Source organism: Frateuria sp. GZRe12, assembly GCF_051900535.1.
Taxonomy (GTDB): Bacteria; Pseudomonadota; Gammaproteobacteria; order Xanthomonadales; family Rhodanobacteraceae; genus Frateuria_A.
In genome coordinates, this window is record NZ_JBHZGI010000001.1 from 438,987 (window position 1) to 452,118 (window position 13,132).

The 13,132-nt window shown below is 66.0% G+C and carries 11 protein-coding genes and 1 riboswitch; of the genes, 3 read left to right on the forward strand and 8 right to left on the reverse strand.

Annotation, left to right across the window (positions count from 1 at the left end):
- Nucleotides 1-68 precede the first annotated feature (68 nt).
- Nucleotides 69-977: a LysR substrate-binding domain-containing protein gene (locus ACFWZ4_RS01995; RefSeq protein ID WP_439703082.1), complete on the forward strand. Its 909-nt coding sequence runs from the start codon at nucleotides 69-71 to the stop codon at nucleotides 975-977.
- 63 nt (nucleotides 978-1,040) lie between these two features.
- Nucleotides 1,041-1,166: a type B 50S ribosomal protein L36 gene (gene ykgO / locus ACFWZ4_RS02000; RefSeq protein ID WP_008215056.1), complete on the forward strand. Its 126-nt coding sequence runs from the start codon at nucleotides 1,041-1,043 to the stop codon at nucleotides 1,164-1,166.
- A gap of 121 nt (nucleotides 1,167-1,287) precedes the next feature.
- Here the strand turns inward: ykgO and greA are convergent, their stop codons facing one another.
- From greA to carA, 3 genes are read right to left on the reverse strand one after another with little or no spacing between them, the layout of a single operon-like run.
- Nucleotides 1,288-1,764 carry a transcription elongation factor GreA gene (greA, locus tag ACFWZ4_RS02005; protein ID WP_439703083.1) on the reverse strand — a complete coding sequence of 159 codons (477 nt, stop codon included), beginning with the start codon at nucleotides 1,762-1,764 and terminating at the stop codon, nucleotides 1,288-1,290.
- Nucleotides 1,761-4,988 (reverse strand): carbamoyl-phosphate synthase large subunit, encoded by a 3,228-nt coding sequence (carB, locus tag ACFWZ4_RS02010; protein WP_439703084.1) that lies wholly within the window; start codon nucleotides 4,986-4,988, stop codon nucleotides 1,761-1,763. Before carB ends, greA begins: the two co-directional genes overlap by 4 nt.
- A complete protein-coding gene (gene carA, locus ACFWZ4_RS02015; RefSeq protein ID WP_439703085.1) occupies nucleotides 4,988-6,115 on the reverse strand; it encodes a glutamine-hydrolyzing carbamoyl-phosphate synthase small subunit in 1,128 nt (375 codons plus the stop codon). The genes carB and carA overlap by 1 nt, the downstream gene beginning before the upstream one ends.
- A 211-nt stretch (nucleotides 6,116-6,326) precedes the next feature.
- On the opposite strand from carA, the gene ACFWZ4_RS02020 reads away from it, so the two are divergent.
- On the forward strand, nucleotides 6,327-7,022 hold the full coding sequence (locus tag ACFWZ4_RS02020; RefSeq protein ID WP_439703086.1) for a 2OG-Fe(II) oxygenase: 696 nt from the start codon (nucleotides 6,327-6,329) through the stop codon (nucleotides 7,020-7,022).
- Between the two features lie 3 nt (nucleotides 7,023-7,025).
- Here the strand turns inward: ACFWZ4_RS02020 and ACFWZ4_RS02025 are convergent, their stop codons facing one another.
- The 5 genes from ACFWZ4_RS02025 to grpE all read right to left on the reverse strand — a co-directional run bounded on the left by ACFWZ4_RS02025 (nucleotide 7,026) and on the right by grpE (nucleotide 13,119).
- Nucleotides 7,026-8,024: a sodium:calcium antiporter gene (locus ACFWZ4_RS02025; protein ID WP_439703087.1), complete on the reverse strand. Its 999-nt coding sequence runs from the start codon at nucleotides 8,022-8,024 to the stop codon at nucleotides 7,026-7,028.
- Between the two features lie 58 nt (nucleotides 8,025-8,082).
- A riboswitch (yybP-ykoY riboswitch) is annotated at nucleotides 8,083-8,269 on the reverse strand.
- A 103-nt stretch (nucleotides 8,270-8,372) separates the two neighbouring features.
- Nucleotides 8,373-9,167 (reverse strand): 4-hydroxy-tetrahydrodipicolinate reductase, encoded by a 795-nt coding sequence (gene dapB / locus ACFWZ4_RS02030; RefSeq protein WP_439703088.1) that lies wholly within the window; start codon nucleotides 9,165-9,167, stop codon nucleotides 8,373-8,375.
- Between the two features lie 132 nt (nucleotides 9,168-9,299).
- Nucleotides 9,300-10,436, reverse strand: coding sequence for a molecular chaperone DnaJ (dnaJ, locus tag ACFWZ4_RS02035; protein ID WP_439703089.1), 1,137 nt, complete (start codon nucleotides 10,434-10,436; stop codon nucleotides 9,300-9,302).
- Nucleotides 10,437-10,562: 126 nt separating this feature from the next.
- Entirely contained in the window at nucleotides 10,563-12,479 is a 1,917-nt protein-coding gene (dnaK, locus tag ACFWZ4_RS02040; RefSeq protein ID WP_439703090.1) for a molecular chaperone DnaK, read from the reverse strand.
- 118 nt (nucleotides 12,480-12,597) lie between these two features.
- Nucleotides 12,598-13,119 carry a nucleotide exchange factor GrpE gene (gene grpE, locus ACFWZ4_RS02045; protein ID WP_439703091.1) on the reverse strand — a complete coding sequence of 174 codons (522 nt, stop codon included), beginning with the start codon at nucleotides 13,117-13,119 and terminating at the stop codon, nucleotides 12,598-12,600.
- Nucleotides 13,120-13,132 lie beyond the last annotated feature (13 nt).

Genomic DNA, 13,132 nt, shown 5'->3' on the forward strand with positions numbered 1-13,132 from the left:
AAACGATACCCTCGTCACAAACGCCCTTCCAATATATATTTGCAGCCCTATTTATTCGTAAATCGACTATGTTCGACTTCCGCCAGCTCCGCTATTTCGTCGCCGTGGCCGAGGAGCTGAGCTTCACCCGGGCCGCCCAGCGCCTGCACATTTCCCAACCGCCGCTGTCGCAGCAGATCCAGGCCCTGGAGCAGGATCTGGGTACGCGCCTGTTCGATCGCGACAAGCGCAACGTGGCGCTGACCGAGCCCGGGCGCATCTTGCTGGAGCAGGCGCGGCAGATCCTCATCCAGGCCGAGCAGGCGCGTGCCCACGTCAGCGATGCGGCGGCCGGCTTCAGCGGCGTGCTGCGCCTGGCCTACACGATCTCGGTCACCTTCCATCGCGCGTTGCCGCAGACCCTGCTGCGCTTTCGCCAGCACGTGCCGAAGGTGCGGATGCAGTTGCAGGAGATGTACAGCGAACCGCAGTTCACCGCGCTGCGCGCCGGCCAGATCGACGTGGGTTTCGTGCGCGACGAGCCCCGCCACGAGTCCGATGCCCGTACGCTGCGGATCGACGTGATCGACTACGAAGCGCTGGTGTTGGCCGTGCCCAGCGGCCACCCGCTGTCCAGACACGACAGCGTGCAGTTCGGCGCGCTGTCGAACGAGGTCTTCGTCAGCCAGCCGCGTGAGCTTGCCGCGACCCTGTATGACCGGCTGGTACAGCTGGCGGGCAAGGCGGGCTTTCATCCACTGATCGGCCAGCAGGCGCAGCAGATCAATGGCCTGCTGGCCCTGGTCGCGGCGGGCATCGGGCTCGCGCTGGTTCCGGCCAGCATGCGGGCGGTGCAGCTGGGCGGCGTCAGCTACGTCTCGCTCGAGGATCCGGACGCCTACCTGCTGCTGGCGGTCGCCAGTCGCAGGGACAACCCGTCCCCGGTGCTGGCCAAGTTCCTGCAGATCGTCAAGGGCGTCGAAGATGTGGACTTGTGAGCGCCAATGGAACCGGATAAACTTGGCGGCTTGAATTTCCCGATCTGTTTCCAGGAGCCTGCCGTGAAGGTGCTTTCCTCTTTGAAGTCCGCCAAGCAGCGGCACCGTGACTGCAAGGTCGTGCGCCGTCGCGGCAAGGTCTTCGTGATCTGCAAGAGCAACCCGCGTTTCAAGGCGCGCCAGCGCTAAGCCGCCCGGGTTGGACGAAAAAGGCCGCTCGATGCGGCCTTTTTTGTTGCCTGCGTGTCCGATTCAACCTATCGGACCAGCGCGGGCAAGGTGGGTAAAGCCCACCCTGCCTCCACGATTGTTACTCGTAGCGCACGCCGGTGATCTCGTAGTGCTTGACGCCGTTGGGCGCCCTGAACTCGAAGCTGTCGCCTTCGCTCTTGCCGATCAGCGCACGGGCGATCGGCGAGGACACCGCGATCAGCCGCTGTTTGATGTCCGCTTCCAGGTCGCCCACGATCTGGTAGGTCACCGGCTCGCCGGAGTCCTCGTCCTCCAGATCGACGGTCGCACCGAACACCACCTTGCTGCCGGCGCCCAGCCTGGACACGTCGATGACGTCGGCAGTCGACAGTGCGGCCTCCAGTTCGCCTATCCTTCCCTCGACGAAACTCTGCTGTTCGCGTGCAGCGTGGTACTCGGCGTTTTCCTTCAGGTCGCCGTGGGCGCGGGCCTCGGCGATCGCCGCGATGATCCGCGGGCGCTCGACCGACTTGAGGCGGTCCAGCTCGCCACGCAGGCGCTCCGAACCGGCCTTGGTCATGGGGGCGCGACTCATGCGTTCAGCTCCTTGTGCAGTTCCTGCAGGCTGTGCACGTCCGCCTCGCCATGGAAATCCAGCGAGTGGACGAGCGCACGCGCGCCTGCCACGGTGGTCGAGTAGGTGACCCGGTGCTGCAGGGCCTCGCGTCGGATCGAGAACGAATCGGCGATCGCCTGCTTGCCCTCGGTTGTATTGACGATATAGACGATCTCGCCGTTCTTGATCAGGTCGACGATGTGTGGCCGCCCCTCGAGCACCTTGTTGATGCGCTCGCATGGCACGTCGTGTTCGGTGAGGAAGGCCGCCGTGCCGCCGGTGGCGACCAGGCTGAAACCGCGCGCCAGCACTTCCTTGGCCACCGGCAGCAGGCGCTCCTTGTCTGCGTCGCGCACCGACAGGAAGATCTTGCCCGTGTTCGGTGAGCGGATACCCGCAGCCTCATGGCCCCGCGCGAAGGCCGCGCCGAACTGGCGTCCCACGCCCATCACCTCGCCGGTCGAGCGCATCTCCGGGCCGAGGATCGGATCGACGTTCTGGAACTTCAGGAACGGGAAGATCGCCTCCTTGACCGAGAAATAGTCGGGAATGATCTCGCGCGTCGCACCCTGGCTGGCCAGCGTGCGGCCGGCCATGCAGCGCGCGGCGATCTTGGCCAGCGGCATCCCCGTCGCCTTGGAGACGAACGGCACCGTACGCGAGGCGCGCGGGTTCACCTCAAGGATGAAGACCGTGTCGCCCTGAATGGCGAACTGCGTGTTCATCAGGCCGATGACCTTCAATTCCCGGGCCATCGCGGCGGCCTGGCGGCGCAGTTCGTCCTGGATCTCGGTCGAAAGCGAGTACGGCGGCAGCGAGCAGGACGAGTCGCCCGAATGCACGCCGGCCTCCTCGATGTGCTCCATGATGCCGCCGACCAGCACGTTGCCCTCGGCGTCGGCGATGATGTCCACGTCCACTTCGACCGCATGGTCGAGGAAGCGGTCCAGCAGCACCGGCGAGTCGTTGGACACCTGCACCGCTTCACGGATGTAACGGGCGAGGTCGGCGTCGTCGTAGACCACTTCCATCGCGCGGCCGCCGAGCACGTAGCTCGGGCGCACCACCATCGGGTAACCGATCTCGCGCGCCAGCGCGAGCGCCTCGTCGGCATTGCGCGCCGTGCGGTTGGGCGGCTGGCGCAGGCCCAGCTTGTGGATCATCTGCTGGAAGCGCTCGCGGTCCTCGGCCAGGTCGATCGAGTCGGGCGAGGTACCGATCACCGGCACGCCGGCAGCCTCCAGTGCGCGCGCGAGCTTGAGCGGCGTCTGGCCGCCGTACTGCACGATCACGCCCTTGGGCTTCTCCAGATCGACGATCTCCAGCACGTCCTCGAGCGTCAGCGGCTCGAAGTACAGGCGGTCGGAGGTGTCGTAATCGGTCGAAACGGTTTCCGGGTTGCAGTTGACCATTATGGTCTCGAACCCGTCTTCGCGCAGTGCCAGCGCTGCATGCACGCAGCAGTAGTCGAACTCGATGCCCTGGCCGATGCGGTTCGGGCCACCGCCGAGCACCACGATCTTTTCGCGGTTGGTCGGATTGGCCTCGCACTCTTCCTCGTAGGTCGAGTACATGTAGGCGGTGCTGGTGGCGAATTCCGCCGCGCAGGAATCCACGCGCTTGTACACCGGACGGACACCCAGCGTGTGGCGCAGATGGCGCACGGCTGCCTCGTCGGTATTGAGCAACTGCGCGATGCGCGCGTCGGCGAAGCCCATGCGCTTCAATTCACGCATGCGCGGCGCGTTGAGCGCGGTCATGCCTTGGGCCTTGACCTCTTTCTCCGTCAGGACGATGTCCTCGAAGGCGGCCAGGAACCACGGATCGATGCGGCTGCAGTCGAAGATTTCTTCCAGCGAAAGGCCTGCACGGAACGCATCGGCCACATAGAACACGCGCTCGGGCCGCGGCTCGCGCAATTCGCGCCGGACCCTGGCCTGCCCCTCGGCGCTGGCCAGGTCCAGGCCCGTGGGGTTGAGGCCCGTCTTGCCGATCTCCAATCCGCGCAGCGCCTTCTGCAACGATTCGTGGAAGGTGCGGCCCATCGCCATCACCTCGCCCACCGACTTCATCTGCGTGGTCAGGCGCGCATCCGCCGAAGGGAACTTCTCGAATGCGAAGCGCGGGATCTTGGTGACGACGTAATCGATGGTTGGCTCGAACGAGGCCGGCGTGAGGCCGCCGGTGATGTCGTTCTTGAGCTCGTCCAGCGTGTAGCCCACGGCGAGCTTCGCGGCGACCTTGGCGATCGGAAAGCCGGTCGCCTTGGAGGCCAGCGCCGACGAACGCGACACGCGCGGGTTCATCTCGATCACCACCACGCGGCCGTTCTCGGCGTTGATGCCGAACTGCACGTTGGAGCCGCCGGTATCCACGCCGATCTTGCGCAGCACGGCCAGGCTGGCATCGCGCAGGCGCTGGTATTCCTTGTCGGTGAGCGTCTGCGCAGGCGCCACGGTGATCGAGTCACCCGTGTGCACGCCCATAGGATCGAGGTTCTCGATCGAGCAGACGATGATGCAGTTGTCCGCATGGTCGCGGACCACTTCCATCTCGAATTCCTTCCAGCCGAGCACCGATTCCTCGACCAGCACCTCGTGCACCGGCGACAGATCGAGGCCACGCTTGACGATCTCCTCGAACTCCTCGACGTTGTAGGCAATGCCGCCGCCGGAGCCGCCGAGCGTGAAGCTCGGGCGGATGATGGTCGGGAAGCCGACCCGGGTCTGGATGTCGACGGCCTGCTCGTAGCTCTTCGCCACTTCCGCCTTCGGGCAGTCCAGGCCGATCTCGGCCATCGCCTGCTTGAACAGCTCGCGGTCCTCGGCCATGCGGATCGCTTCGCGCGAAGCGCCGATCAGCTCCACGCCATGCTTTTCCAGCACGCCGTTGTCGGCCAGATCCAGTGCGCAGTTGAGCGCGGTCTGGCCGCCCATGGTCGGCAGCACCGCGTCGGGCTTTTCCTTGGCGATGATGCGCTCGACAGTCTGCCAGTTGATCGGCTCGATGTAGACCGCGTCGGCCATCTCCGGGTCGGTCATGATGGTGGCCGGGTTGGAGTTCACCAGGATGACCCGGTAGCCTTCTTCCCGCAGCGCCTTGCACGCCTGCGCGCCGGAATAGTCGAATTCGCAGGCCTGGCCGATCACGATCGGGCCGGCGCCGATGATCAGCACGCTCTTGATGTCGGTGCGCTTGGGCATTAGCGGGCCTCCTGCATGAGCTGCGCGAAGCGCGCAAAGAGATAGCCGACGTCATGCGGCCCGGGCGCCGCTTCGGGGTGGCCTTGGAAGCAGAACGCCGGGCGGTCGGTTAGCGCGAAGCCCTGCAGCGAGCCGTCGAACAACGAGGTGTGGGTGACGCGTACGTTGGCCGGCAGCGTCGCCGGGTCCACCGCGAAACCGTGGTTCTGGCTGGTGATCAGCACGCGACCGTCGTCATGGTCCTTCACCGGATGGTTGGCGCCATGGTGGCCGAACTTCATCTTGATGGTCTTCGCGCCCAGCGCCAGGCCCATCAACTGATGGCCCAGGCAGATGCCGAACAGCGGAATCTTCGCCTCCAGGAAAGCCTTCGTCGCCGCGATGGCGTAGTCACAGGCGGCCGGGTCGCCCGGACCGTTGGACAGGAACACGCCATCGGGCTTCATCGCCAGCACCTCGGCGGCGGGCGTCTGCGCCGGAACCACCGTGATGTCGCAGCCGTGGCTGGCCAGCAGCCGCAGGATGTTGAGCTTGGTGCCGTAGTCGTAGGCGACGACCTTGTAACGGGCATCTGGCTCGGTGAACGCCGCGCGGTCGAGGTCGTACACGCCCTCGGTCCAGCGGTAGGACTCGCGCACGCTGACCACCTTGGCCAGGTCCATGCCGTTCAGGCCCGGGAAGGCGCGTGCCTTTTCCAGCGCGGTCTCGGCGTCGGCGCCTTCGCCGGCCAGGATGCAGCCGTTCAGCGCGCCCTTGTCGCGCAGGATGCGGGTCAGGCGACGCGTATCGATGCCGGCGATCGCCACGATGTTCTGGCGCGCCAGGTAGTCGGGCAGGCTTTCGGTGCTGCGCCAGTTGCTCGGCCGACGCGGCACATCACGCACGATCAGGCCGGCGGCCTGCACGCGGGTGGACTCGGCATCGGCGGGATTCACGCCGGTGTTGCCGACATGCGGATACGTGAGAGTGACGATCTGGCGGGCGTAGGAAGGATCGGTGAGGATCTCCTGATAGCCCGTCATCGCCGTATTGAAAACCACCTCGCCGACGGTTTCGCCAGTCGCGCCCACGGCGTGGCCGTGGAACACGCTGCCATCTTCGAGGGCAAGCAGAGCGGGAATGGGCATGGGGGCCGCCTTTAGGTGCAGCAAAGTCCGCAAGCCGCTGCAAGCAGGCTTGTGGACCTTGGGTCGGAAGAAGTCTCGGGCGGGACGCAATGATAGGAGGGACGGGCGATTCTGTCCACCGCGTGGCGCGTGAACAACGCCTCTACCCGGGGGCCTCTGTGCGTGGTCGACGCGCGCTAAACTGGCTGGCATCCGGTCCACGAAGCAGTCCATGAAAGCCACCGTCCTGCTCGATCCCGCCCGCCTAGATCGTCCCGACACCGACGTGCGGCAGGATCCGTTCCCCTTCCTGATCGCCCACGGCCAGTTGCCGGATGATGCGCGGAACGACCTGGAGCGCGACTTCCCACGCTACACCAGCGCGGGATTCTTTCCCTACGACCCGGTCGATTGTGGCCCGTCGATAAACGCGCTGGTGACCGACCTGACGGCACCGGCCTTCGCCAGCGCGATCGGCGAACGGCTGGGCATCGCGGACCTTGCCCAGTACCCGACGCTGGTGACGCTGTGCCGCCATCTCAACAAGCGCCACGGCACCATCCACACCGACAGCAAGTCCAAGGTCGCCACCGCCCTGCTCTATCTGAATCACCAGTGGCCGGACACGAGCGAGGGCTGCCTGCGCTTCCTTCGCCGCATCGACGATATCGACGATCTGGTTGCACCGGAATTGACGCCGCTGTACGGCGAGTTCGCAGTATTCAAGCGTTGCGACAATTCTTTCCACGGCCACCTTCCCTTCGAGGGCGAGCGCCGGGTCATCCAGGTCGCCTGGCTGACCAGCGAGGAAGAAAAGCTGCGCAAGACACGACGCGGCAAGTTCTCGCGCGGATTCAAGAAACTGGTCGGCGCACTGGATCGCCGCTTCGGTGCGCGACGCGCCCGCAACGCCGCGCACCGGGACTGACCGTCAGGCCAGGTGCCAGGCCACGAACGCGGCGAACACGCCGTATAGCAAGCCCACCGGCATCAGCCAGCGCGCGTTGACATGCCCGCGCTGGAACAGCCACCACAGGTAACCCACCGCCACCGTGGTCAGCACTCCGGCCACGATCAGTGGCAGGTCGAACAGCCACGGCGTGAAGAACAGGGCCAGCGAGCTGGGAATCGTCGCCTGGATCATCATGGCGCCTGAGATGTTCGCCAGCGCCAGCCGCTCCTTGCCCTGGCGGACCCAGATCAGCGCGTTGACGGTTTCGGGCAGTTCGGTCGCCACCGGGCTCAGGACCAGCGCCACCACGTGCGCCGACAGGCCAAATGCCAGCCCGATGACCTCGATCTGCGTCACGAAAATGCGCGAGGCGATGGCGATCACCACCAGCGCAACTCCACTCTGGGCGACCACGCGCCACATTGCCGGGTCGGCCGCGCGTGGCTGGAATTTCAGCGGTTCGAGTTCCTCCTCGTCCGCCGCCATGTCGCCGGTCTTCAGCTCACGCCAGACGTACAGGCCATAGGCGCCGATGAACAACACCCCCAGCCAGGGCTTCAATGCGAACGCGACCAGGCCCAGCGTGCACTTGACCACGAAAATCGAAAGGAACCACCGCTGGTCGCGTGCAAGTCGCGCGTGATCGACCTTCACCACCGCGTCCGGGCGTCGCAACCGGTGCCGATTGCTCCAGAGGGCGATGCCGACCACCGCATAGGCGATGGTGCCCAGCACCAGTGGTCCGCCCAGGGCCGCACCGACGCCAATGCCACGCTGCTCGGGCGTGTGCCCGAACACCACGGCGATAAAGGTCACGGCGCTTTCGGGCAGCGCGGTGCCGAAGGCAGCAAGCACGGTCCCGGTGGCGGTGGCATCCAACCGGAATTTACGGCCCAGCCATTCGATACCGTTGACGAAGTACTCGCAGGCGGCATAGATCGCGCCGGCGGAAAGCAGGAACCACAAGGCGGTGAGCATCAACGCGTATCCGGCCGGGCGAGCGGAAAACCAATGGCGCGACGATGCGGCCCGCCCGGCAAGGGTTCGAGCACATCGTGGCCAAAGGTCTCGCCGGGCACGCGCTTCGCCGATGTACGGCGGTGCGGCCATCCACGCCATGGAGCGTTGGCTCCAAGTCTGTTGACGCGGATTCCTCGGGGAACGAAGGCGGACGGCCTTCGCGGGTGAGGATGGCTACTCCCCAATGACAATAACGATCATGGTAACGGGCGGGGCACGGTAGGGACAAGCATCGCCAGTCCCGTGTGGGCACCCGGCCATTGGACACAGTCGTACAGGCGACGGCAGGCCGGGCCCTGCCCGCCACTACGCATCGAGTCGCGCGGCCAGCATCGCCTGGAGATCGTAGGCGCCCGGCGGTTGGGCATGCAGCCACCGCGCCGCCTCGATCGCACCGCGGGCGAAGATGCTGCGATCGGTGGCACGGTGGCCCAATTCGATCCGCTCGCCGGTGCCGATCAGCATCGCCGTATGTTCCCCCACGATGTCGCCACCGCGCACCACGGCGAAGCCGATGCTGCCGTTGCGCCGTGCCCCTTCGCGCGAGCCGGTGACACCATCCCGCGCGAGCGTGGTACCGCGCGCCGCGGCAGCCACCTCGCCAAGCGAAATCGCGGTACCCGAGGGCGCGTCCGTCTTGCGCTGGTGGTGTGCTTCGACGATCTCCAGGTCCCACTCCGGCAACGCGGAGGCGGCCTGGCGAAGCAGGCGCGTAAGCACCGCCACGCCGAGGCTGAAGTTGCTCGCGTGCATCAGCGGAATCTGCGAGGACGCGTCCACCACGCGAGCCTTCAGCGCGGCATCGATGCCGGTGGTGCCGCTGACCAGCGCCGCACCGTGGTGGATGCAGTAGTCGAGCGCGGAGGCGAGCCCATCGGGGCCACTGAAGTCGATCACCGCGTCGAGTGCTTCCTGCGGCCAGTCCGCGCGAAAACAGGGCGTGGCGCGGTCATGCCAGGCACGTTCGCCCACCTGTGGCATGCCCGGCGCGGTGAGTGCCGCGACGATCTCGAAGCGTGCGTCGTCGCGCAACAGATCGAGCAACACCCGACCCATACGGCCGTTGGCGCCGTTGATGGCGAGGCGTAACGGTTGGGTCATCGCTTGGGTCCGCGTTTCCTGGGAGCGCGTAGCGTAACCGGGAGGGCGAAGGCGCGCATGCGCACGGCTTTGCTCCCTATCTGCTCCGGGGAGAAGGACCAGGTGCGCGTAGGGGCCTTCAGAAGACCCGGTTTACGAAGTGACGCGGGAAAGGAATTCCTTGACCCCGTCGACCCAGCTCTTGGCGCGCGGGGTGTGCGCGTCAGGCTCGCCTTCGCTGAAGGTCGCCTCGAGCTTCTCCAGGAGCTCACGCTGCTCGCGGGTCAGGCGTACCGGGGTTTCCACCATGACGCGGCAGATCAGGTCGCCGACGCGGCCGGAACGGACGGATTTCACGCCGCGCCCGCGCAGGCGGAAGGTCTGGCCAGTCTGGGTTTCCGGCGGGATCGACACCGCCACCTCGCCTTCCAGCGTGGGCACCTTGAGTTCGGCACCCAGCGCGGCTTGCGCGAAACGGATCGGCACCTCGCAATGCAGGTCGTTGCCTTCGCGCTGGAAGATCGCGTGTTCGCGTACGCGCACATCCACGTAAAGGTCGCCCGCTTCGGCACCGGCCGGGCCGGGCTCGCCCTGCCCCGAAAGGCGGATGCGGTCGCCGTTATCCACGCCAGCGGGAATCTGCACCGACAACGTGCGCCTTTCTTCAAGCAGCCCTTCGCCGCGGCAGGCCTTGCAGGGCTTCTCGATGGTCTGGCCGCTGCCGCCGCAATGCGGGCATGCCTGCTGGATCGAGAAGATGCCGTTCTGCATGCGCACGCGGCCGTGGCCGTGGCAGGTCTTGCACTGGGTCGTCTTGCCGTCGGCCGAACCCGAGCCGTTGCAGTGGTGGCAGTTGACCTGGGTCGGGATCTCGATCGTTTTCCCGACGCCGAAGACCGCCTCCTCCAGGTCCAGCTCCATCACGTAGCGCAGGTCCGCACCACGACGCTGCCGGGCGCGACCGCCGCCACCCATACCGAAGATGTCGCCGAAGATGTCTCCGAAGATGTCGCCCATGTCGCCAAAACCACCCCCACGGCCACCCATGCCGCCTTCGAAAGCGGCATGGCCGTGCTGGTCGTACATGGCGCGTTTCTGGGTGTCGGACAGGACTTCGTAGGCCTCCTTGGCCTCCTTGAATTTCTCCTGCGCGGAGGGATCGTCCGGGCAGCGGTCCGGGTGGTATTTCATCGCCAGGCGGCGGAAGGATTTCTTCAGCTCGACTTCGGTGACGGTGCGCTCGACGCCGAGCACCTCGTAGTAATCGCGCTTTCCCGTTGCTGCATTCATGACTTGAACCAAACCCCTGCTCTGTCCTGCACCGATCCACGTGGCTGCCCGATCAACAAGCAGCCCGCGTCAGCCATGATAGCCGGCGCGGGCTGGGCCTGGATCGGCGACGCCGACTTCCTTGGGTTACTTCTTCTCGTCCTTGACCTCGGTGAACTCGGCATCGACCACGTCGTCGGGCTGCGCCGAACCGCCGCCCGGCGCCGCTTGAGGACCCGCTTCCCCGCCGCCGCCCTGGGCCGCGGCATAGAGCGCCTGTGCGGCCTGCTCGAGCTTCTGCATCTTGGCTTCGATCTGCGCCTTGTCGTCGCCGTCCTTGACCTTTTCCAGTTCCGACAGCGCCTCTTCGATCGAACCGATCTGCCCACCGACCTTGCCGCCATGCTCCTTCAGGGCGCTGCGGGTGGAATGCACCATCTGGTCGGCCTTGTTGCGGGTGGCCACCAGCTCGTGGAACTTCTTGTCCTCTTCCTTGTTTGCCTCGGCGTCGGCGACCATCCGCTGGATCTCCTCCTCGGACAGGCCCGAGCCGGCCTTGATCTCGATCTTCTGTTCCTTGCCGGTCTTCTTGTCCTTGGCCGACACGTGCAGGATGCCGTTGGCGTCGATGTCGAAGGTGACCTCGATCTGCGGCATGCCTCGCGGCGCCGCATCGATGCCCGACAGATCGAAGCGGCCCAGCGACTTGTTGGCGCTGGCACGCTCGCGCTCACCCTGCAGCACGTGCACGGTCACCGCGGTCTGGTTGTCGTCGGCGGTGGAGAAGGTCTGCGCGGCCTTGGTCGGCACGGTGGTGTTCTTCTCGATCAGCTTGGTCATCACGCCGCCCATCGTCTCGATGCCGAGCGACAGCGGGGTGACGTCCAGCAGCAGCACGTCCTTGACCGAACCGCCCAGCACGCCGCCCTGGATCGCCGCGCCCACGGCCACGGCCTCGTCCGGGTTGACGTCCTTGCGCGGCTCCTTGCCGAAGAAATCCTTGACCGACTCCTGCACCTTGGGCATGCGAGTCTGGCCGCCGACGAGGATCACCTCGTTGACGTCGGATACGCGCAGGCCGGCGTCATTGAGCGCGATCCGGCACGGCTCGATGGTGCGCTTGACCAGGTCTTCCACCAGCGCCTCGAGCTTGGCGCGGGTCAGCTTGATGTTGAGGTGTTTCGGACCGGAGGCGTCAGCCGTCACGTACGGCAGGTTCACCTCGGTCTGGTGCGCGGAGGACAGCTCGATCTTGGCGCGCTCGGCCGCGTCCTTCAGGCGCTGCAGCGCCAGCGGATCCTTGCGCAGGTCGATGCCCTGGTCCTTCTGGAATTCGTCGACGAGGTAATCGATCACGCGCTTGTCGAAGTCCTCGCCGCCGAGGAAAGTGTCGCCGTTGGTGGCCAGCACCTCGAACTGCTTCTCGCCGTCGACTTCCGCGATCTCGATGATCGACACGTCGAAGGTGCCGCCGCCCAGGTCGTACACCGCGATCTTGCGGTCACCGCCCTTCTTGTCCAGGCCATAGGCCAGCGCGGCCGCGGTCGGCTCGTTGATGATGCGCTTGACCTCCAGCCCCGCGATGCGGCCGGCGTCCTTGGTCGCCTGGCGCTGGCTGTCGTTGAAGTAGGCCGGCACCGTGATGACGGCTTCGGTGACCGGCTCGCCGAGATAGTCCTCGGCGGTCTTCTTCATCTTCATGAGGACCTTGGCCGAGATCTCCTGCGGCGCCATCTTCTTGCCGTCGGAGGTCTCCACCCAGGCGTCGCCATTCTCATGCGCGACGATGCCGTAGGGCACGATGTGCAGGTCCTTCTGGACCTCGGCGTCGGTGAACTTGCGGCCGATCAGGCGCTTGACCGCATAAAAGGTGTTCTTCGGGTTGGTCACGCTCTGGCGCTTGGCCGGCGCGCCCACCAGGACTTCGTTGTCCTTGCTGAAGGCGACGATGGATGGCGTGGTGCGATCGCCCTCGGCGTTCTCGATCACCTTCGCGGTGCTGCCGTCCATCACGGCGACGCAGGAATTGGTGGTACCCAGGTCGATGCCGATGATCTTGCCCATAGTGTTCAGCTCCAATGCTTTCTAGGCGGCCCCCGCGGCCGCGATGGTTTTCCAGATGGTGGCCCGCTTCCGGCGATTCAATGCCGCGGGCCCGCCTGTGTGTTCAGCGAACGATGCGTCAATCCCTCGCGACGGCCACCAGCGCAGGACGCAGCAGCCGGTCATTGAGCACGTACCCCTTCTGCAGCACGTTGACTACGGTGCCGGGCGCCTTGCCGGACGCTTCGACCATGCTCACGGCATGGTGGCGCTCCGGGTCGAGCGGCTGGTCGACCGGATCGACCTGCACCAGTCCGTGGGTCTCGGCGACCTTAAGCAGCGCCTTCAGGGTCAGCGCCAGGCCTTCGCGCACGGCGGCGGCGTCACCGCCCTCGATGGCCAGGCCGCGTTCTAGGCTGTCGTAGACCGGGAGCAGTTCGTTGAGCAGCTTTTCGTTGGCAAAGCGGCGTGCCTGTTCGAGGTCGCGATGCAGGCGGCGGCGCTGGTTCTCCAGTTCCGCGTGTTCGCGCAGCACGGACTCGCGCAACTCGGCGTTGCTCGCTTCCAGCTCGGCGATCCGCGCCTGCAGGGCATCGGACCCCTGCGTTCCGGGCGAACCGGATTCCTGCACCTGATCCGGCGTCTGCTCGTTGTTCTGCATGCATTACTCCCAA

Coding starts and splice junctions, on each gene's coding strand:
- carA (WP_439703085.1), bottom strand. CDS start 6,115: ATGCCCATTCCCGCTCTGCTTGCCCTCGAAGATGGCAGCGTGTTCCAC.
- greA (WP_439703083.1), bottom strand. CDS start 1,764: ATGAGTCGCGCCCCCATGACCAAGGCCGGTTCGGAGCGCCTGCGTGGC.
- carB (WP_439703084.1), bottom strand. CDS start 4,988: ATGCCCAAGCGCACCGACATCAAGAGCGTGCTGATCATCGGCGCCGGC.
- ACFWZ4_RS02020 (WP_439703086.1), top strand. CDS start 6,327: ATGAAAGCCACCGTCCTGCTCGATCCCGCCCGCCTAGATCGTCCCGAC.
- ACFWZ4_RS01995 (WP_439703082.1), top strand. CDS start 69: ATGTTCGACTTCCGCCAGCTCCGCTATTTCGTCGCCGTGGCCGAGGAG.
- grpE (WP_439703091.1), bottom strand. CDS start 13,119: ATGCAGAACAACGAGCAGACGCCGGATCAGGTGCAGGAATCCGGTTCG.
- dnaJ (WP_439703089.1), bottom strand. CDS start 10,436: ATGAATGCAGCAACGGGAAAGCGCGATTACTACGAGGTGCTCGGCGTC.
- dapB (WP_439703088.1), bottom strand. CDS start 9,167: ATGACCCAACCGTTACGCCTCGCCATCAACGGCGCCAACGGCCGTATG.
- ACFWZ4_RS02025 (WP_439703087.1), bottom strand. CDS start 8,024: ATGCTCACCGCCTTGTGGTTCCTGCTTTCCGCCGGCGCGATCTATGCC.
- dnaK (WP_439703090.1), bottom strand. CDS start 12,479: ATGGGCAAGATCATCGGCATCGACCTGGGTACCACCAATTCCTGCGTC.